Raw genomic sequence first — 19455 nt, 5'->3', positions numbered from 1 at the left:
GATTGGAAAAACCGAAATCGCGGCCTCATATGAAGACGCGTTTCGGTGTCCTGCAGTTGAGAGGCTACTTGCTCGAGCGGGTTGGACAGCCGTTTTCCTTGACGATGCGTTGTTTCGAAGCAGGGTTGCGCACTAATGCTGCACCAACTCGTGGCGGACGGGCCGTTAGTTGACCGCCACAGTTTGGGCAGAGGCCCTTCAATTCATTGTTGTTGCAGTCTCGACAATAAGTGCATTCGAAGGAGCAGATAAACGCATCCTGGCTGTCGCCAGGCAGATCGGTACCACAGCATTCACAGTTGGGACGCAGTTCAAGCATGGTCGACTCCTTCATACTTAGTGAGTGCGCTGTCGCACACAGGCCGTCTAAGGCCGGTAGAGGTGTGCGTGGCCGGCACGGTACAGCGCCGATTCGGCAAAGGCATCTGCTGCCAGTACCCGTCCTACCAGAATCAATGCAGTACGCCGGAAGCCTTTAGCCTGGACTTGCGTCAGGATATCGTCCAGCGTGCCTTTGACCCAGTCCTGGTCCGGCCAGGTCGCACGGTGCACGACCGCGATTGGGCAGTCCCCGCCATAGTGGGGGCGCAATTCTTCGACGATCTTTGCCAGGTGCTGCACCCCCAAGTGTATGGCAAGCGTGGCCTTGTGTGCGGCCAGGCTGGCCAGTTCCTCGCCAGCGGGCATAGGCGATTTGTCGGCATAGCGCGTGAGGATGACGCTCTGCGAAACCTCTGGCAGGGTCAGCTCGCAACCGAGCAAGGCGGCACTGGCGGCAGCAGCGGTGACACCGGGAATGATCTCGAAGGGAATCGCCAGTTCGCGCAAATGGCGAATCTGCTCACCAATGGCCCCATACAGGCTCGGGTCGCCACTGTGTACCCGGGCTACATCCTGGCCTTTGGCATGGGCTTCACGCATGGCCTCGACAATTTGCGCCAGATGAAGCTCAGCGCTGTTGATCACGGTTTCGGCACTGTGCCCTTCGAGCACGGCAGCGGGCACCAGAGAGCCAGCATAGATAATGACCGGGCAGCGATGAATCAGGCGCTGGCCCTTGACGGTAATCAGCTCCGGGTCGCCGGGGCCGGCACCGATGAAATAGACGGTCATGGGGTGAATCCTGAAGGTAAGGTCGATGCGAGGCGCAGATTATCCGTCAAAGGACGCGCCGCAGGCCAATGCCAGGGTGGCATTAAGGCTGGCATGGCGTGGAACAAGGAGCTGTGCAGGCATTGAGCCGTAGTGCTCGGCCAATGCAAGTGCAGCACTTTCAGCGACGCCGTAACAGCCGCTGTGGGCGAAGGCGGGGAGCGAACGGTGGGTCAGGCGTGATTCAAAGGTAGCTAACTGGGCAGCGCTGAAAAACAGCAGTGGAATGCCGAGTTGAGCGGCGAGGGCATGCAGGCCGGCCTCCTCGCTTTTCAGTTCGATACTGGCAAGGCCAAGCAGGTTATCGTGGCTGAGGCCATGGGCCTGCAGGGTTTGATCCAGTAGATCGCTCAAGGCTGCCACCGAACAGCCTCGGCGACAGCCCAACCCGGCGAATACTCGCAACGGATTGGGCCGTTCAGGCATTACGCCTGGCTCTGGCGACGGTAGAGCCAACTGCTGATCAAGCCCAATGCCAGCCAGAAGGCAGCGTTGGTCAGCAGTGAGGCGAGTTTGAATTCGGCCTCCAGTGCTTCCGGAGCCAAGGCCTCATGCGCGTCTGGCTGTGGTGCACCGATTACATGAGGGATGACCAGCAGTACGGCGCCCAGTAACTTGAGCAAACCGTTGTTGGCGAATGCAATAAGCCCCAAGCCAATGGCGGTGGCCGCTGCAGTACCGATCCACCAGAATTGGCGTTGCGCCAGATCGGCCGCGGCCGTTCCTGGCAACTCCGCTGGCAAGCCCAGCGTGGGCGCCAGGCAGAACACCGCAAAGCCTGCCAGGCCCCACAGTACGCCTGCGACCCAACCTCCAGGCGCACGCAAGGTATACAGCCCCGCCAGTACCAGGGCAAAACCGAAGGCCACTACCAGGTTGCTACCGGTCGTGGACAGCAGCCGTTGCCAGCCGTCTTCGGGGGCCCAGGCTTGCGCATCGTGATGATGTTCGGCGGTACCCGCATCATGGCTGTGGGTTTCGACTGCAGGCGCTGCACTCTCGTAGGCTTCCGCCTTGATAATCAGCGGGGTGACCCACAGGCTTTGCAGCAAGGTCAGCAGCAGGGCAGCGAGCAGGCCGGTGAAGCCGGCCGTGCGGGCAATGTGCTTGATCATGGCGCTGTCCCTTAGTGGCAAGGAAACGCGGCGCTGTGACGGGTGTCATGGGCAGCGTTGTGAACCGCCTCGATGTGCGAAAAACCCGCGAAGTAAACCAGGCACAAGCCCAGCAGCGATGCGCCTATAGCGACGACCAGACGCTGGCTGCGAGTGGTACTGATGGCGGCGGAGTGGCTGTGGGCGGTTGTGACGGGCATGGTGCTTTCCTCTGAGGGGTTATCAGCAGCAGGCATGCGCAAGAAACCCATGGGCGGACTCACCCAGAGGTTGCAACAGCGCCCGCCCACCGCGGGTTTGTCAATTCTGTACTGGGCCGGTCTCCGGGCTTGCGAGGGCTGACACTGTGCTCAGCCTGGAGCGTCACCTTCCCATGCCGCGTTGCTGGCACAGTGGTCTAGACGCTTTCCTCGCTTACCGTTGCGGGGGCAGCACCGGAATTGTCGCGCGTAACTCAGGCCGCGACGCACCGGTTTCCCGTTTCACCTCGTTAAAGGCACCCAAACGAAGGCGGTAGCAAATCACGGGCGCAGGTGCGCGTCAATCACAACGACGGTTGACCGACCCTGAACGACTGCGTAGCCTTGCCGTTTCGAGGTTCTCCGGTCAGCCCGGAGCTAAGACGGGAACGCGGTTTAAGCCGCGGCTGCCCCCGCAACTGTAAGCGTTGCAAAGCCTGGCATTGCCACTGCGTAGTTTTGCGGGAAGGCGCCGGTGCCGCTGGTATGTTCGCCAGCACGACGCAAGCCAGGAGACCTGCCTCGGACAGTTTCCGACATTCAACCGGGCGGGGTGATCCGGTAGCGAACGCGCACGGGCACATGACCCCCGTGGTTTTCGTCGTGCCCGCCCGCCATTGCTGCCAAGGGCAACGACATGAAAACACTGGCAAAACTCCCCGTTACCATCGTCACCGGCTTTCTCGGCTCGGGCAAAACCACGCTGTTGCGGCATATGCTCGACAATGCGCAGGGGCGCCGTATTGCAGTCATCGTCAATGAGTTTGGCGAGCTGGGCATCGACGGTGAAATCCTCAAGCAATGCAGCATCGGCTGTACGGAAGAAGAGGCCAGCGGTCGGGTGTACGAGCTTGCCAACGGCTGCCTGTGCTGCACCGTGCAGGAAGAGTTCTTCCCGGTCATGCGCGAGCTGGTGGCACGTCGTGGCGACCTGGACCATATCCTCATCGAAACCAGTGGCCTGGCCCTGCCAAAGCCTCTGGTACAAGCCTTCCAGTGGCCGGAAATCCGTAACGCCTGCACGGTCGATGCGGTCATTACCGTGGTCGACAGCCCGGCCGTGGCTGCCGGTACGTTTGCGGCGTATCCGGACCAGGTGGATGCCCAGCGTAAACTCGACCCGAACCTGGACCACGAGTCCCCGCTGCATGAACTGTTTGCCGACCAACTGGCCAGTGCCGATCTGGTGGTACTGAACAAGGCCGACCTGATCGAGGCGCATGCCTTGGCAGCGGTACGCGCCGAAGTGGCCGAAGAGCTGCCACCCGCGGTCAAAGTTGTCGAGGCCAGCAGTGGCCGTCTACCGCTTGAAGTCTTGCTCGGATTGGCAGCGGAATCGGAAGCGCACATTGACGGTCGTCGCACTCACCATGACAGCCATCACGACGGCGAAGACCATGATGATCATGACCACGACGCTTTCGACTCCATTTCGATTGAACTGCCCGAATCCGACGAGAGCTTGCTGCTTGATGCCTTGACCCAACTGGTCGTACGTCACGGCATCCTCCGCGCCAAAGGCTTTGCAGCCATTCCGGGCAAGCCGATGCGCCTGCTGATCCAGGGTGTCGGTACGCGTTTCGACAAGCACTTCGATCGTGCCTGGCGCGCAGACGAGCCGCGCAGTACCCGTCTGGTACTGATCGGCCAGGCGCTGGATGGCGCGACACTGGAAGCTGAACTGCGTACAGCGCTGGGCGCCTGACCCATGCACCTGCTGCGGACCCAGCCCGGCGGCTTTGTGCCGGATGACAGTATTGCCGACTTGGGCCAGACACCCGCCGAGCTGGTTATTCTCTGCAGCGGTGATTCGCACCTGGCACTGCTGGCCGAAACAGCCCGGCAACTGCCGGAGGATTATCCCAGCCTGCGTCTGGCCAACCCGATGCAGGTGCAGAACCATGCGTCGGTAGACCTGTATGTTGATCAGGTGCTGCGCCATGCCAAGGTCATTTTGCTGTCGCTGCACGGTGGCATTGGGTATTGGCGTTATGGCGTCGAGCAGTTGGTGGCATTGGCTGCCCAAGGCGTGCAGTTGATCCTGGTGCCGGGTGATGACCGTCCGGATCCGGAGTTGAGCAGCCTTGGCAACGTGCCGGCGGCAGACGCGGAGCGGCTCTGGCACTTTCTGCGGCAGGGCGGCAAGGCCAACGCGCTGAACCTCTTCAAATGCATGGCCAATCAATGGCTCGGACGTGACTACACCTGGGATGTGCCCCAGCAACTGCCGCGCACGCTGGTGTATCACCCGCAGCGCGAGGCGGCGGTACTGGACGACTGGTTCGCTGACTGGGTAGCCAGTCAGCCTGTGGTTCCTGTCCTGTTCTACCGCTCGCATCTGCAAGCGGCCAATACAGCCTTCATCGATGTGTTCTGCGAGCGCATCCGCGCCGCAGGGCTCAACCCGCTGCCCATCGCGGTGGCGAGCCTCAAGGAAGCCGAGTGCCTGGCCCAAGTGGAAGCCTGGCTGGATCAGGTCGAGGCCGCGCTGGTCATCAATACAACCGGGTTTGCCCAGTCCAGCCCGCAGAAGCCTCACCTTCGGCCATTTCGCCGCAATATTCCGGTGCTTCAGGCCATTTGCGCCCAAGACAACGAACCCGGTTGGCAGGCCAGCGAGCAGGGCTTGGGCGCACGTGATCTGGCGATGCACATTGCCTTGCCGGAGCTCGATGGGCGCATCATCACCCGCCCGATCAGTTTCAAGGACCTGGCGTGGCGCAGTGAGCGCAGCCAGTCGGATGTTGTCTGTTACCGTGCACAGCCGGAGCGTATGGACTTCGTTGCAGAGCTCGCACGCCGCTGGTGTGAACTGGCGCAACTGCCCAATGCCCAGAAGCGTGTAGCCCTGGTGCTTGCCAACTACCCGACCCGTGACGGGCGAATTGGCAACGGGGTAGGGCTGGACACCCCGGCTGCAGCGCTGAACATTCTACGGGCACTTCAGGGGCAGGGTTATCCGGTTGGCGCCTTGCCGGACACCGGCACGGCATTGATCCAGGCCCTGCTCGGCGGTGTCAGTAACGACCTGGAAAGCCTCGATCAGCGCCCTTGTGCACAAAGCATGGCTTTGGAGGACTACCGCGCCGCATTCGCCGCGTTACCGGCGGCCAACCAGGCTGCCGTGCGGGAGCGCTGGGGTGAACCTGAGCAGGACCCGATGTTCCGCAGTGGGCGGATGATGATCGCCGGCCTGCGTTTTGGCCTGACCTTCGTCGGTATTCAGCCTGCGCGTGGTTACCAGCTGGACGCCAGTGCGGTTTACCACGACCCCGATCTGGTACCGCCCCATGGCTATCTGGCCTTCTACTTCTGGTTGCGTCATGGCTTTGCCGCCGATGCACTGATTCATGTCGGCAAGCACGGCAATCTGGAGTGGTTGCCAGGCAAGGGTGTCGGTCTTTCAGCGCAGTGCTGGCCTGATGCACTGCTGGGCCCGTTGCCAAACATCTATCCGTTCATCGTCAATGACCCGGGTGAAGGCGCCCAGGCTAAGCGCCGGACTCAGGCGGTGATCATCGATCACCTGATGCCGCCCTTGACCCGTGCCGAAACCTACGGCCCGTTGCGCGACCTGGAATTGCTCGCTGACGAGTATTACGAAGCTCAACTGCTCGACCCACGCCGAGCCACTGAGTTGCAGCGCGATATCCTCGCGCTGGTCCGTGACAACCATATCGATCGCGAACTGCAGTTGGAAAACAGCCTGGATGACGCCGCCGTCTGGTTGCCAAGGCTGGACACCTACCTGTGCGACCTCAAGGAGTCGCAGATTCGTGACGGCCTGCATGTGTTCGGAGAATCGCCCCAGGGCCGCCTGCGCCTAGACACCTTGCAGGCATTGCTGCGGGTAGAGCGGGGCGATGGCCGTGGTCAGCATGCCAGCTTGCCAAGGGCACTGGCCAAGGCATTTGCCCTTGGCGTCGATCCGCTGGATTGCGATTTGGGGGCCGCCTGGCAAGGCCCGTGTCCGCACCGGCTGAACGAGGTAAGTGCCGACCCTTGGCGTACGGCGGGTGACACCCGTGAGCGACTGGAACTGTACGCACTGCGCTTGATCGAGCAGGCGTTGGACGGCGTCATGAGCTTGCCGGAAGAACCCTCCTGGAACGATGTCCGGGCGATTCTCGAGGCGCTGGTACAAACCGTCGCACCGCAGCTGGATGCCTGTGGGCCGGCAGAAATGCAGGGCCTGCTCGATGCACTCGATGGGCGATTCGTGCCGGCCGGCCCGAGCGGCGCACCGAGCCGGGGGCGGCTCGACGTACTGCCGACCGGCCGTAACTTCTATACCGTGGACGTGCGCAACCTGCCGACCACGACTGCCTGGCGCCTGGGCTTTGCCTCGGCCAACCTGATACTGGAGCGCCACCTGCAGGACCACGGCGACCACTTGCGTCAACTCGGGTTGTCGGTGTGGGGCACAGCAACCATGCGCACGGGCGGGGACGACATTGCCCAAGCCATGGCGCTGATGGGCGTACGCCCGGTATGGGCCAGTGGCAGTCAGCGCGTCGATGACTTCGAGATTTTGCCGTTGAGCCTGCTCGATAGACCTCGGGTTGATGTGACCTTGCGGGTTTCGGGCTTCTTTCGCGATGCTTTCGGCAACCTGATCAAACTGTTCGATGCCGCCGTACAAGCGGTTGCAGCGCTGGACGAACCGGACGACCTCAACCCGTTGGCCGCGCGCGTACGGGCCGAACAGGCGGAGTTGCTGGCAACCGGCGTCGAACCGGAGCAGGCGCGGCGTCAGGCAGGGTGGCGGGTGTTCGGGGCCAAGCCCGGCTCATATGGTGCGGGTGTACAAAACGCGATCGACGGCCGGCAGTGGAGTCGTCGCGAGGACCTGGCCGAGGTTTATCTGAACTACGGCGGTTATGCCTATGGTGGCGCAGACGAAGGTACGCCTGCTCGTGGTCATTTTGCCCGCCGCCTGAGCCAGGTTCAGGCCGTACTGCAGAACCAGGACAACCACGAGCACGACTTACTCGACTCCAATGATTACTACCAGTTCCAGGGCGGCATGCTGGCCGCCGTGGAAAGCCTCGGTGGCGCATCGGTGGCCAGCTATCATGGCGATCACAGCCAGCCGGAACGGCCACGCATCCGTACCCTCAAAGAAGAGTTGAACCGCGTCATCCGTGCCAGGGCGTTGAACCCCAAGTGGATTGACGGGGTCAAGCGTCATGGCTACAAGGGTGCCTTCGAGTTGGCGGCGACCGTCGATAACCTGTTTGCCTTTGATGCCACTACGCACCTGATCGACGATCATCATTATCAGGCGCTGGCCGACGCCTATGTACTGGATGGCGAGACACGGGACTTTATCCGTCAGCACAACCCCGATGCCTTGCGCGATATGACCGAACGCTTGCTGGAAGCCCAGCAGCGGGGCCTCTGGCAAACACCAGGCGCCTATAAAGAGGCGCTTGAAGAACAGTTGCTGGACGGTGAAGAAGAGAACTGAAATGACTGAAGCTGCACATTTTCCTCTGGCTGCGGTGGTCGGTGCCGATGACCTGAAACTGGCATTGTGCCTGACTGCAATCGATCCGAAGATCGGTGGTGTCCTGATCGAAGGTCCGCGCGGCATGGCCAAAAGTACGCTGGCCCGTGGCCTGGCGGACCTGCTCGGCGAAGGACCATTCGTGACCTTGCCCTTGGGCGCGACAGAGGAGCGACTGGTCGGTACGCTCGATCTGGATGCCGTACTCGGCCAAGGACGCGCGCAGTTTTCACCGGGTGTTCTGGCCAAGGCCGACGGTGGCGTGCTCTATGTCGATGAAGTCAACCTGCTGGCCGACCATCTGGTCGACCTGTTGCTGGATGTCGCCGCCAGTGGCACCAACCGTATCGAGCGTGACGGTATTTCTCACCGCCACAGTGCCCGTTTCGTGTTGATTGGCACCATGAACCCGGAAGAGGGCGAGCTACGGCCACAGTTGCTTGACCGTTTCGGGTTGAATGTCGCCCTGGAGGGCCAGCCACTGCCACAAGCGCGTGGGCATATCATTCGCCGGCGCCTGGCGTTCGACAGCGACCCCGTTGCGTTCTGCGCGCAGTGGGAGGAGGCGCAAGCCGCGTTACGGCTGCGCTGCCATGAAGCACGTGAACGCTTGTCCGCCATTGCCCTGGACGATCAAGCCTTGGTGAACATTACCGAGCGCTGCTTTGCCGCGGGCGTCGATGGCCTGCGTGCCGATCTGGTCTGGTTACGTGCCGCGCGCGCCCATGCAGCGTGGCGCGGCGCTCAGCACATCAGCGAACAGGATATCGATGCGGTGGCGGAATTCGCTTTGCGTCATCGCCGTCGTGATCATGCGACCGATTCGCCGCAGCCACAATCGCCCAAGTCGACAGGCAGCAGCCAGGCACAAGCGCAGTCAGAGGGTCAGTGGGGGGAGTTGCCACCGCAGGCAACCGCGACTGGCGTTCGACGCGAGGCGCCCAGCTGGCCAAAAAAGCCCTGAGCATCCGCCCGCCCAAGCACATTGTGGCGGATGCAAGGCCACATGCCGGTCGATTGAAGCGAGGTGAGCGGGGCGCAGCCGTTGCCAGCAGGCAGGGACGCGTTGCCTGGCCTGCCACGCTGCTCAAAGGGCGTCCACGTCAGCGCCTGGACCTATGCTGGGTTCAGCGTAGCGCCTCACCCCATGAACTGTGGGTGGTGATCGTCGATGCCTCGGCTTCAACTCGCCGTTACAAGGCGTTGAGCCATGCCAAAGGCTTGTTGGCCGAGTTCTTCGATCAGGCCTATCGGCAACGGGCACGCCTGGCACTGTTGACGGCCAGCGGCAAAGAGCCACGGTGGCAACGTCAGGGGTTAAAAGCGTCGAGGGCGCTTGGCCCCTGGCTGGAAGCGCTGGGCGCTGGCGGTGGTACACCCTTGCTGGCGGCGCTGGAACAGGCCAGGCAGTGGTTGCTGCACCGGGCCAAGCGTTACCCGGACGAACAGCGACGTTGCCTGATTCTAACCGACGGGCGGCTCAGTGCCTGGCCAGCATTGCAGGCATTACCCTGCACCAGTCTGTTGATTGATATGGAAATGGCGCCAATACGCCTGGGGCGCGCTCGTCTGATGGCCGAACAACTACAGGCCGACTATCAACATATCGAGCAGTTCAAACCGTTATAGGTTGGCCAATTAAGTGATGGCACTGATAATGCGGTTTGATATCACTGTTATATAGGCGCGTGATAAGTTTCCGCGTGGAAGTGCGTCAGAGTGACGCACTTCCACATTGGCCCTACTGCTTATTCAGGCATCGACCACGGTTGTAGGTCGTAGCCTTTTTCGCTCAATTCGGCCCGCACTTCTTCAATGAAATGCGCCAGTTGCGCCGGGTCGGAATAGGTGCTGCTCGAGACTTGCTTGCTGCCGATACGGGTGCTGGTCCGGTCGATCACCGCCAGGCTCAGCTCGCCTGTACCGTTAGGTGAATCCCACGTTACGCATTGGAAGGGTTCAAACGCGTGAGTGGTGATTAGCAGTGCTTCGTTGACACGCAGCGAGGCGTTCATCGGGTCAGGTCCTCTCGTAATACCCAAACATTTATGGAAACCGCTACAGCGGTGAGTTACTTGTACTGATGCGCGCAAGGCTTGTTCGAGTCACATGGCTTATTAAAAAAATCAGCGCATCACGCTAACGTGTTGTTTTGCGTGTGTCCTTGGATATTCGGCGGCATAAAAAATTCCAAGCATCGCTTTATTGCCGGCAGCTGATAGACAAACGGTAGTGGGAACTTGACGGTTCGTTGCTACTGTTACAAACGGACCTGCCAACATGCTGTTTTCACTGACTTTCCCAATAATTGGCGTCAAGGATCGTTCATGTTCGAGCCCGCTCTGAGTCGCCGCCTGCTGATTGTTGATCCCTGCGACGACTGCCATCGCCTGCTGCCCGGGTTGCGAAGTGTAGGCTGGGAGGTCGATAGCTGTACGTTGGCGGCGGCCTCCGAGCAGCGCTGCGATGTGGGCTTGTTGCGCTTGCAGGCGTCGCACCTGCAGCACCCGGATGCCGTCAAGGACTTGATCAGCCGCAGCGGTACGGAATGGATCGCCGTGCTCAGTGCCGAGGAGTTGCGTACGCAGAATGTGGGCGATTTTGTCTGTGAATGGTTTTTTGACTTTCACACCCTGCCATTCGATGTCTCCCGGGTACAGGTCACGCTGGGGCGCGCCTTCGGCATGGCGCGCTTACGTGGCAAAGGCGCGGTGCATGTGGGCGAGCCTGAGCACGAGTTGCTTGGCGACAGCCTGCCGATTCGTGAGTTGCGCAAGTTACTCAGCAAGCTTGCGCCCACGGAGTCGCCGGTATTGATCCGCGGCGAAAGCGGCACGGGCAAGGAGTTGGTTGCACGCACGCTTCATCGCCAATCGCTGCGCCGAGACAATCCCTTTGTGGCGATCAATTGCGGAGCGATCCCGGAGCACCTGATCCAGTCAGAGCTGTTCGGTCACGAGAAAGGCGCATTTACCGGCGCCCATCAGCGTAAGGTCGGCCGGATTGAGGCGGCTAATACCGGGACGCTGTTTCTCGACGAGATCGGCGACCTGCCGTTGGAGCTGCAGGCCAATCTGCTGCGCTTTCTACAGGAAAAGCATATCGAGCGGGTCGGCGGCAGTCAGCCTATTCCCGTTGATGTAAGGGTTTTGGCGGCGACCCACGTGGATCTGGAATCGGCGATCACCCGTGGACGGTTCCGGGAGGACCTGTACTATCGGCTCAATGTGCTGCAGGTGGTCACTGCGCCCCTGCGTGACCGGCATGGCGATCTGTCGATGCTGGCCAATCATTTTTCCCATTTTTATAGCCAGGAAACCGGCCGTCGCCCGCGCTCGTTCAGCGAGGATGCCTTGGCGGCCATGGGCAGGCACGATTGGCCGGGAAATGTGCGCGAGTTAGCCAACCGTGTGCGTCGAGGCCTGGTGCTGGCCGAAGGGCGGCAGATTGAAGCGCAGGACCTGGGCCTGCACGGGCTTGCCCTTGAGGTGGTTCCGATAGGCACGCTGGAGGACTACAAGCACCGTGCGGAGCGTCAGGCGCTGTGCGACGTGCTCAATCGTCACAGCGATAACCTGAGTGTTGCTGCGCGCGTGCTTGGCGTTTCACGCCCCACCTTCTATCGGCTGTTGCACAAGCATCAGATTCGCTGACGGATCGCCACTGAGCATTGCCAGTTCTCCGAACGACGCCGAGGCATCGATGTAACGCATCGCGGACTTGGCGTCCTTCCAGCCGACATGACTCATCAATGCCTTCAGGTCCCAGCCGCTGGCGGTCGCCCAGGTGGCGAAGCCGCGACGCAGCGAGTGGCCGGTGTAAAGCGCCGCGGGAACACCGCTGCGCTCGAAAATACGACGTAACAGGCCAATCAGGCTGTTGCTGTTGAGCGCGTCCTCGCCGAGGTTTCCCCACCGGTCAAGTTTGCGGAACACCGGGCCGTAGGCAATCCCCGCAACCTCCAGCCAGCGCAGATAGGCTTGAACCGGGCAGAGCACCTTCAGTGCCGGCGCTTTATGGTGAACACCCAAGGCCAGGCGGTCGGCTTTGCTTTGCGGCAAGTAGATCGACAGGCCGGCACCTGCTTGCGCCTGAATGTGTTCGATGCGCAAACGTGCCAGTTCGTCCCCTCGAAAACCTTTCCAGAAGCCGAGCAGCAGCAGTGCGCTGTCGCGCCGAGCGCGTAACAGCCCGGGCATGTCCTGGCTGTGTTGCGCGTGCGTGGCCTCGCGCTCCAGGTGCGCGACCGCACCTTGCAGGTGTTGCAGCAGCAGGGGAGCTGCCTGCCTGGGCTGCGCGGGGTGCAGGCTGCGGATGCCTTTGATCATTTGGCGCACCAGCGGCGCTTTGGTCGGGTCGGCAAAGCCCTGGCTGGCATGCCATTGCCCCAGCGCGGCAAGGCGTTGCTTGAGTGTGTTGATGGAGTGCTCGCCTGCGTAGTCGGCCAGATAGCGGGCAATGCTTTCGGCGGTCGCCGGGAGAAAGCCGCCCCAGGTCACTTCGAAGTGTTCTACCGCAGCACGATAGCTACGCCGTGTGTTCTCGCGCACGGCGGCCTGTAGATAGCGATCGACGTTGTTCATTGCCCTTTCCTTGCGAATGCGTACTGCCTGACGAGCTTCAGGTACGCATTCTAGCGTCTAAGATGCGATAAGCCTTGATTATTTAATCTTAGAATTTTGGTTTTTAAGTAATTTCCGAGGTAGTATCTGATATGTAATTACATGGTACGTACCACAATACGAAATCGTAGGAGCACCCATGGCCCGAGGCGGGATCAACAAGGCAGTCGTTCAGAAAGCCAGGCAAGCACTGCTGGCCAGGGGCGAGCATCCAAGTATCGATGCGGTACGTATCGAGCTGGGCAACACCGGTTCGAAAACCACAATTCACCGCTACCTGAAAGAGCTCGAGGCGCAGCAACCGGCCACGGTCGCCAGCACGCACACGCTAAGCGACGCACTGAGCCATTTGGTGGGCCAACTGGCTGAACAGTTGCGCGAAGAGGCTGACTGCCGGGTAGGCGATGCCTGCGCCGTGTTCGAGGAAGAGAAACAGACATTGCTGGCGCAGTTGCAGCTCAGCCAGCAGGCCCTTGCGGCGCTGCAGCAACAGCAGCAGATTCAGGCTGCCGCGCTGGCCAGCGAATCCGCCGAACTGGCGACCACCCGCAGTGCCTTGCAGACCGAGCAGACCCGTAATGCCACACTGAATCAGGCCGTAGGTGAACTGCAGGTGCGTTTGGCGGACAAAGACGAGCAGATCCAGTCGCTCGAAGATAAACATCGGCATGCCCGTGATGCCTTGGAGCACTACCGCACGGCGAGCCGTGAACAGCGCGAGCAGGACCAACGCCGTCATGAGGGCCAACTGCAGCAGGTGCAGATGGAGATTCGCCAGTTGCAACAGAGCCTGATCGTCAAACAGGACGAGTTGACACGCCTGAATCGCGACAATGAGCGCCTGCTCGTTGAAGCTAGGCAACTACAGCGCGAATGTATGGCATTGCAGGATCAGCATGAACAGCAGCAACAGCAGCTCCAGGCGCTTAATGCCAGCCTCGCGCAGTCACAAGGGGCGCGTGAAGAGTTGCTCCGACAGGCCCAGGCACAGGCCCAGCAGTTGGAAGAAAGCCGCTTGCAACAGGTGCTGCTGGTACAGCGCAGCGAGTACCTGGAAGCGGCTTTACGCGAGCGTGAAGCCGCACTGAGGCAGCTACATGCAGCCGGTCAGCCTATCGAAGATCGGCCGCACAACGGCCTGTCACTGCGCGACGCCTCAACTTCCAACCGTGGTGAAGATACCGTTGATCGGTGACACATTGCCCCCATACGGCACCGTGGTGCCGGCTGCCAGGGCGATGCTGGCCCATACCCGCTGCATCATCACATAATATCTTTGATCCCAAAACTTGAAGTCACCTTGATTGTGCACGTCTAAAAACCGACCTTTGCCGTCGCCACTCTTCAGCAACCCCGATGCGCCGCCCATCAATACCAACGGCATGTTGACCATGTGCTCCGGCGCGCCGTCGGCCATTTCACTGGTAAGCACGACCAGGGTGTGTTGGAGCAGGTTGTCGCCCGGTACATCGGGGTCTGCGCGTCTTGCCAACTCGTCCATGAACAGCTTGGCTTGGCGCACGTACCACTGCCGCGAGCCCCTCCAGACTTCTTCACCTGCGTAGCCGTGTGCGCAATCGTGCGGGTTGGTTGTTGCGCTGACGTCGAGTATGTTCAGCGACTCGGCAGAACGACCCACCTGTATGGTAGCGACCCGGGTCACACCGCAGGAGAGGGCCGTCGCAACGACCTGGTGATGGCTGGCCTGAACCTGGTTACGGAAGGCTGCTGAACTGATCGGATGGTCCTCGATACTGAGCGGCTCACACACCGAGGGGATGGCACCGTCCATATCGGTCTTGACTTGCTCGACCGCATCGAGGTGATCTTTGAGCTTTTGCAGTTGCGAACCGGAGAGGCGCGACTGGACCTCCTGTATGTCTGCCAGCACGGGGTCAAACACATGCGCCCCACGCGCCTGAGTGTCTCGCGCGTCTTGACTGACCGCGCCGAACACCGCCTCGTACATGCGTACCGGGTTCTGGTAGGGCGCTCTGATCCCCTGTGCAGACCACGACACATACCAGGGGGTGCCATCGGTACCCGCGTGTGGCCCGGCGAACAGGCTACGGTGCGAGGGCTGGGTGCCGGGCATGGCGTCACCCAAAAGCATATCAATCGAGGGCTTGCTTGCCAGGTTGTCGCGCAGGATATATTGCCAGCCATTGTGACCACCATTGCCTGGGCCGGAGATTATACCGCGCAAATACAGTGACTGATCTCGGTAAGCGGCCAACTCCTGGCTGACCGCATTCAGCGTAAAGTCACTGGTGTCCAGCGCGAAATCACGCTTATCCGGGGCAAGGCCACGGCTGGGGTTACCCGCAGCTGTAGGGAACCACAAACCATTGCCGTTATGTTGCGGGCCAACCAACGCGTCGACGGCCAATCCATCGGGGACAATAAAGAACACCACCTTGAGTTTGGCTTGCTGAGACTCCCCCAGCAGGGCCATCTTCGCCAAACCGACACGGCTTAAGGGCAGCAACGCACCGGTGGCAGCCAGTTGCATCAGGAAGCGACGGCGACTTTTGAGCATGTCCATGATTATTCCCGTCCTTTTTTATGGAGAAAGGCATTGGAGGTAGCCAGGTTACGTATCATGTCGGTCAGCGACCCCGAGGTTTTCAACCCCTCTGCCAACGCGTTCAAGGTGCCGGCGGTACCCGCATCAGGCTCGTTGCCGAACGCAAAGCGGATGTAGCTATTGGCCATGCAGGATTGGGCTGCGTTGTTGGTGGGGATGAGCCGGGCGATGTCACGAACGTCCTGAACATGCGCCCATTCGATGAGCCCAGTGTTGTCGACGAAGGGGCCTGCGGCATTGATCGGCAGTTTTACCGGGTACTGGCCATAGTTGTAGGCATTCTCCTCGGTACGGTAACGCCCGGTCGCGTCGTAGTGCTCCATTGATGCACCGGTATCGTTCATGTACTGGTGGCATTGCCAGCAGCGGCCCTCCGAGGCCTCTTTGCCGTTGACCAGGTCCCAGCGTTCACGGGTGGTCACCGCCTTGGCCGGGAACGTTGGCTCTCCAGGCATCGTATCGACCGGTGCGCCGAATTCGCGGCAGAACAACTGTTCACGGACCATGATCCCGCGTTTGACCAAGGAGGTGGCCTGATAGTCTGACGTTGCAGCTTGAGTCAGGCCCAGGTGCAGCAGGCCACCCCGACGGTCATCGACCGTCACCTTGCGCATTTCGTTGCCACTGACACCGGAGATGCCATGGTGCTCGGCCAGCGCCTGGTTCAGGAAGGTATACCCCGGGTTGAACAAGGCGTTGAAGCTGCCATTGCCGTTGGTCATTACCTCGCGTACCAGGCGGTACTGCTCGGCGGCCATGTCTTGAACAAGACTGGCACTCAAGCCGGGTTTTTCCTGAGCCCCGCGATTGGTCTTGATGTAATAGCTGATGAAGCGATTGAACTGCTCCACACCACGATCAGACCGCAACATTTCATCGACCTGCGCACTGATCTGCGCTGGTGTGTTCAGCAGCCCCTGCTCAGCTTTGCGTAACAGGGCAATGTCCGGCGTGGTCCCGAGGATCGCGAACGACAGCGCGGTCGCTGTTTCACCCGGTGTCAGTGTGTAGGTGCCTGAGCGCTGCGCATCGGCAACACCCAGTTCCGAACGGTAGAGGAAGTTCGGCGACAGCAGCAGCGCGGCAATCAGCGATGTCTGGCCATGTTCATCCTTCAAGCGCTGATAACGTGTGCGTTCCTCATTCGACAGCGGCCGGCGGAACACCTTATGCCCCAGGTCTGCGAGCGTCTCGGTGTTTGCAGACGCCGCGTTGGCAACGAACCAGGCCATGTCGTAGAGCGATTTCACGTCATCGGCCTGCAGCAGGCCATGGTCTGCATCGCCCGGGTACTTGAAGGTTTTCGGTGATTTATCCGCCGGTAGTTTTTCAGTGTTTATCGTGACGCCAAACAGATCCTGAACACTGTTGGCATACTCTGACGGGGTCAGCAGCCGCAGTTGGCGCTTACCGTAAGACTCTGCCGGGTTCAGGTAGGGCGCCCAGACCACATCAAACAGGTGCCGGGAAATTTCCGACGCACACGTCACATCACAGTGCCCGCTCACGGGCATGCTCATGATCTGTTTGACCAGCGCATCACTACCGGCAACGTTCCAGGTGATCGCCTTGTTCTGATCGTTGAAGTAGTCGATGGAGTGGCAGGTGCTGCAGGTTTTTGCCAATACCTCTTGCCCCAAGTCAGTGACGGCGCGGTAGGTAATCGGCGTCAGTTCAATGTTGTTGCTGTCTTCGTTGATGGATACCGTTGTTTTCGTAGGTTCTGGAAGCTCCTTTGGATAGTAGGGGTAGATGAAGTCATATTCGCCATAGTTCAGGATTTCCTTGGCCTGACCGCCCCAGGGCACCTGGACCTCACGAGGTGCGGCGCCTGCGCTCTTGCTGAGCACGGTGACCTTCCAGAATGCGTCATTGACGGAGGCAGGTTTGGCGGGCGCCTTGAGTGTGGCTTCAACCTCCACATGTGTTGGCCGTTTACGGTATTCCAGTTTCACGGCCCGGGTCTGGGTATCGATCTTGGTTCCGGCCTGTGTGTTACTGGCGAACGTGACTTGTGTCTTGCGCGTTACCGGAATCCAGTCTGCGACGTCGTTCAAACGTACCTCGTAGGTGCCGGGTTTCAAGCCGAAAATCTGCAAGTCAGGGCTGCCCCAGGCCACCTGGAACAGTCGACTCCGCCCATCGGGGTCGATCAAATGCCCACTGACCATCTGATCGGCCAGGTGCGCATCCGGTACAACGGTAGGTTGAAGGTGCAACACCGTACCGGCCTGCCCCCACTCCTTGGCGTCGAAACTGACGCGGTAGATGACACCGGTCACATCGTCTGAAACCAGCAAGCTCTTGTCTGCAAGCTCGAGGAAGTCGGCAGGACGACCGACGCATTTGTCGGTCAGGCAGTAGACATCAATGCTGTCGGCGGATTTGCCCCAGCCATTGATCAACGGGATTTGGTTGATGACCTTTTCACCGTTCTGGATGCCCAGCATGCGAATTTCCATACCGGGCTCGCTCATCGAACCCGTCCCATGCACGGCAACCAGCAGGTGCTGTACGTCAGGCATGAGTGCTGGATAGGACTTCCAGAACTTCAAGCCCAGCGGTGCGGTGTTGGTCCCCATTTCATAGGCCGGCGGGCTGTAATCGCTCGGTTTGATCGCTGAGAGAGGCTTGTCGGAAACAATCGCACCCGTTGTCAGTTGCGGTGTGATCAACTCCGGTCTGTTGAACTCATCGGCGGTAAAACCGGGCGTACTGCGGCCAAATACGTACGGCACGCCAAAGTGCTGACCCGAAGTGGCAATCCGGTTGACTTCATCAGCGTTGGGGAAGCCCTGGCGATTGTTATCGCTGAACCAGATTTTGCCATCGCTGGGGTTCCAGTCGAAACCGACCGAGTTGCGGACACCCTTGGCGAGGATTTCTGATTCACCGGTTTCAATGTTGTAGCGCAACAGCGTCCCATAGCGTTCATCCGTGGGAATCATGCACAGGTTGCAGGGGATGCCGACAGCGGTGTAAAGCCATTTATCTGAAGGGTCTGAAGGGTTGAACTTGAGAGGGTGTTTTTGGTGCCAATAGCGGTACACCCCTGCGCCTAACGGCGCTTTTGTGTCATCTGCGGGGAAGGTAAGCACTCGCTCAGGTTTAGGGTCGGCGTACGTGCTGTCAATATTGCGTACCCGATAGAGCCCACCCGTGGTGGAGTAGAACAGGTCACCATCGCGGTACACCACGCCGTGAGGTTCTTCGAGCCCCGAAGCAACGATGTAGATACCCGTTGGCTTGCCTTCCGCGTTCAATGGCAGTGCGTAAATGAAGTTGGCTATGCGCCCTTCGTAGACGTAGCTGGGGATCGCACTGGAGCCGACGTACAAGACCTTGTTCCCCATCGCCATCTGGCGGGGCTGGGACAAGCCTTCGGCAAACACCTCAACCTTGATTCCAGGAAGCCCGTGTAGCTGGCTGATATCGAGCGGACGGCGGTACTTGACCGCAAACTGGTGTTTCTCACCGTTTTCCTGGGTGAACTTGACCTGGTTGGGGGTCGTCAACGGCAGATAACCCTGCGCCGGGTCCATAATGATGTCGTAGTTGCAGGCTTTCAGGCCTTCTACGGTGATGGTCGTATTGGATTTGCCGGATATCGGGATTGTTTCACCTTTGCAACGCAGCACGCCGGTGACGGTAACATCGCCACCGGGGCCCACCCCCTGGGTGGTGGCCTTGTACGGAACATCGCCCGTAACGGTGGAAAAGCTCAGCTCAAGTTTGTTGCTGCTCGGCGCGGCGTTACATTCGCCGAGGTCTTTCCAGGCATCCCCCCAGTTCGCCGTCTGGCCAGGCGCATAAGCCGGTTGGTTACACCAGGCCCAACTTCCCACGCCATAGGGGGCCTCACTGTCCTTCCAGCACTCAAATGCGTGACCGACATTCGTTACCCAGGCCCCTTGTTGGTACTTCAGGGTTTTGCTGGCGTTGGCGTTGGCGTTGGCGTTGCCTGGCTTGCCTTGCCCCTTCACGGCATCAAGCGCGTATTGCTCGGCTTTGCAGGCCTCGGCACTTGCCTGCTTACCCGGCTCGAACTGGCTGGAAGAGGGGCGCTGCATGACCTTGCCATCGGTGGCGGTCTTGTTCTGTGCGTGAGCCTGCGTCGAAACAGCGCTACTGCACAGAACGGTCAGTGTAATAAACAGGTAAGGCGCACGCAGACGATGCTGCGCAGGTACGCGGGGAGTCGCCATAGTAGTAACCTCGTTGCACTCATACC

General features: G+C 60.3%; 15 protein-coding genes and 2 riboswitches. Of the genes, 6 read left to right on the top strand and 9 right to left on the bottom strand.

Annotated elements, in window-relative coordinates; genetic code table 11:
- Positions 1 to 64: 64 nt before the first annotated feature.
- The 5 genes from UIA24_RS08255 to UIA24_RS08235 are packed head-to-tail and all read right to left on the bottom strand — an operon-like array spanning position 65 to position 2467.
- Positions 65 to 319, bottom strand: coding sequence for a DUF1272 domain-containing protein (locus UIA24_RS08255; protein ID WP_330522616.1), 255 nt, complete (start codon positions 317 to 319; stop codon positions 65 to 67).
- A 47-nt stretch (positions 320 to 366) separates the two neighbouring features.
- Positions 367 to 1113, bottom strand: coding sequence for a precorrin-4 C(11)-methyltransferase (gene cobM, locus UIA24_RS08250; protein ID WP_330522615.1), 747 nt, complete (start codon positions 1111 to 1113; stop codon positions 367 to 369).
- 39 nt (positions 1114 to 1152) lie between these two features.
- Entirely contained in the window at positions 1153 to 1578 is a 426-nt protein-coding gene (locus tag UIA24_RS08245; protein ID WP_102052311.1) for a cobalamin biosynthesis protein, read from the bottom strand.
- The gene (locus UIA24_RS08240) at positions 1578 to 2267 is read right to left on the bottom strand and encodes a CbtA family protein (RefSeq protein WP_330522614.1); all 690 of its coding nucleotides are present in this window, start codon (positions 2265 to 2267) and stop codon (positions 1578 to 1580) included. The genes UIA24_RS08245 and UIA24_RS08240 overlap by 1 nt, the downstream gene beginning before the upstream one ends.
- An 11-nt stretch (positions 2268 to 2278) precedes the next feature.
- Complete coding sequence (locus UIA24_RS08235; protein ID WP_065758417.1) at positions 2279 to 2467, bottom strand: CbtB domain-containing protein; 189 nt, start codon at positions 2465 to 2467, stop codon at positions 2279 to 2281.
- Between the two features lie 97 nt (positions 2468 to 2564).
- A riboswitch (cobalamin riboswitch) is annotated at positions 2565 to 2786 on the bottom strand.
- Positions 2787 to 2845: 59 nt separating this feature from the next.
- Positions 2846 to 3045, top strand: a riboswitch (cobalamin riboswitch).
- A 98-nt stretch (positions 3046 to 3143) separates the two neighbouring features.
- On the opposite strand from UIA24_RS08235, the gene cobW reads away from it, so the two are divergent.
- Genes cobW through UIA24_RS08215 form a run of 4 tightly spaced genes read left to right on the top strand, consistent with a single transcriptional unit; the run spans position 3144 to position 9644 of the window.
- The gene (gene cobW / locus UIA24_RS08230; protein WP_065758418.1) at positions 3144 to 4211 is read left to right on the top strand and encodes a cobalamin biosynthesis protein CobW; all 1068 of its coding nucleotides are present in this window, start codon (positions 3144 to 3146) and stop codon (positions 4209 to 4211) included.
- A 3-nt stretch (positions 4212 to 4214) separates the two neighbouring features.
- Positions 4215 to 7976, top strand: coding sequence for a cobaltochelatase subunit CobN (cobN, locus tag UIA24_RS08225; RefSeq protein WP_330522613.1), 3762 nt, complete (start codon positions 4215 to 4217; stop codon positions 7974 to 7976).
- Position 7977: 1 nt separating this feature from the next.
- Complete coding sequence (locus UIA24_RS08220) at positions 7978 to 8979, top strand: ATP-binding protein (RefSeq protein ID WP_330522612.1); 1002 nt, start codon at positions 7978 to 7980, stop codon at positions 8977 to 8979.
- A 53-nt stretch (positions 8980 to 9032) separates the two neighbouring features.
- On the top strand, positions 9033 to 9644 hold the full coding sequence (locus UIA24_RS08215; protein ID WP_330522611.1) for a vWA domain-containing protein: 612 nt from the start codon (positions 9033 to 9035) through the stop codon (positions 9642 to 9644).
- A 119-nt stretch (positions 9645 to 9763) separates the two neighbouring features.
- Here UIA24_RS08215 and UIA24_RS08210 read toward each other — a convergent pair whose 3' ends face one another.
- A complete protein-coding gene (locus tag UIA24_RS08210; RefSeq protein ID WP_065758421.1) occupies positions 9764 to 10030 on the bottom strand; it encodes a DUF3509 domain-containing protein in 267 nt (88 codons plus the stop codon).
- 312 nt (positions 10031 to 10342) lie between these two features.
- Between UIA24_RS08210 and UIA24_RS08205 the strand changes: the two genes are divergently transcribed.
- Positions 10343 to 11668: a sigma-54 dependent transcriptional regulator gene (locus tag UIA24_RS08205; RefSeq protein ID WP_330522610.1), complete on the top strand. Its 1326-nt coding sequence runs from the start codon at positions 10343 to 10345 to the stop codon at positions 11666 to 11668.
- Here the strand turns inward: UIA24_RS08205 and UIA24_RS08200 are convergent.
- Positions 11621 to 12598, bottom strand: a complete 978-nt coding sequence (locus UIA24_RS08200) for a site-specific integrase (protein WP_330522609.1) — start codon at positions 12596 to 12598, stop codon at positions 11621 to 11623. The genes UIA24_RS08205 and UIA24_RS08200 overlap by 48 nt on opposite strands.
- Positions 12599 to 12776: 178 nt before the next feature.
- Here UIA24_RS08200 and UIA24_RS08195 point away from each other — a divergent pair, with 178 nt between their 5' ends.
- Positions 12777 to 13832 carry a DNA-binding protein gene (locus UIA24_RS08195; RefSeq protein ID WP_330522608.1) on the top strand — a complete coding sequence of 352 codons (1056 nt, stop codon included), beginning with the start codon at positions 12777 to 12779 and terminating at the stop codon, positions 13830 to 13832.
- On the opposite strand, the gene UIA24_RS08190 is transcribed toward UIA24_RS08195, so the two are convergent.
- Positions 13794 to 15182, bottom strand: a complete 1389-nt coding sequence (locus UIA24_RS08190) for a DUF1552 domain-containing protein (RefSeq protein ID WP_102052320.1) — start codon at positions 15180 to 15182, stop codon at positions 13794 to 13796. The genes UIA24_RS08195 and UIA24_RS08190 overlap by 39 nt on opposite strands.
- Positions 15183 to 15184: 2 nt before the next feature.
- Positions 15185 to 19429 carry a DUF1592 domain-containing protein gene (locus tag UIA24_RS08185; protein ID WP_330522607.1) on the bottom strand — a complete coding sequence of 1415 codons (4245 nt, stop codon included), beginning with the start codon at positions 19427 to 19429 and terminating at the stop codon, positions 15185 to 15187.
- Positions 19430 to 19455: the final 26 nt, after the last annotated feature.

The organism is Pseudomonas sp. AL 58 (genome assembly GCF_036348395.1).
Classification (GTDB): domain Bacteria; phylum Pseudomonadota; class Gammaproteobacteria; order Pseudomonadales; family Pseudomonadaceae; genus Aquipseudomonas; species Aquipseudomonas defluvii.
The sequence above is the reverse complement of the archived record's forward strand: the minus strand, read 5'-3'. Positions and strand labels throughout refer to the sequence as shown.

Bases quoted from the DNA above. Each gene is read 5' to 3' on its own strand.
- UIA24_RS08240 (WP_330522614.1), bottom strand. From the start codon at position 2,267: ATGATCAAGCACATTGCCCGCACGGCCGGCTTCACCGGCCTGCTCGCT.
- cobN (WP_330522613.1), top strand. From the start codon at position 4,215: ATGCACCTGCTGCGGACCCAGCCCGGCGGCTTTGTGCCGGATGACAGT.
- cobW (WP_065758418.1), top strand. From the start codon at position 3,144: ATGAAAACACTGGCAAAACTCCCCGTTACCATCGTCACCGGCTTTCTC.
- UIA24_RS08210 (WP_065758421.1), bottom strand. From the start codon at position 10,030: ATGAACGCCTCGCTGCGTGTCAACGAAGCACTGCTAATCACCACTCAC.
- UIA24_RS08190 (WP_102052320.1), bottom strand. From the start codon at position 15,182: ATGGACATGCTCAAAAGTCGCCGTCGCTTCCTGATGCAACTGGCTGCC.
- UIA24_RS08235 (WP_065758417.1), bottom strand. From the start codon at position 2,467: ATGCCCGTCACAACCGCCCACAGCCACTCCGCCGCCATCAGTACCACT.
- UIA24_RS08195 (WP_330522608.1), top strand. From the start codon at position 12,777: ATGGCCCGAGGCGGGATCAACAAGGCAGTCGTTCAGAAAGCCAGGCAA.
- UIA24_RS08245 (WP_102052311.1), bottom strand. From the start codon at position 1,578: ATGCCTGAACGGCCCAATCCGTTGCGAGTATTCGCCGGGTTGGGCTGT.
- UIA24_RS08220 (WP_330522612.1), top strand. From the start codon at position 7,978: ATGACTGAAGCTGCACATTTTCCTCTGGCTGCGGTGGTCGGTGCCGAT.
- UIA24_RS08200 (WP_330522609.1), bottom strand. From the start codon at position 12,598: ATGAACAACGTCGATCGCTATCTACAGGCCGCCGTGCGCGAGAACACA.
- cobM (WP_330522615.1), bottom strand. From the start codon at position 1,113: ATGACCGTCTATTTCATCGGTGCCGGCCCCGGCGACCCGGAGCTGATT.
- UIA24_RS08255 (WP_330522616.1), bottom strand. From the start codon at position 319: ATGCTTGAACTGCGTCCCAACTGTGAATGCTGTGGTACCGATCTGCCT.
- UIA24_RS08185 (WP_330522607.1), bottom strand. From the start codon at position 19,429: ATGGCGACTCCCCGCGTACCTGCGCAGCATCGTCTGCGTGCGCCTTAC.
- UIA24_RS08205 (WP_330522610.1), top strand. From the start codon at position 10,343: ATGTTCGAGCCCGCTCTGAGTCGCCGCCTGCTGATTGTTGATCCCTGC.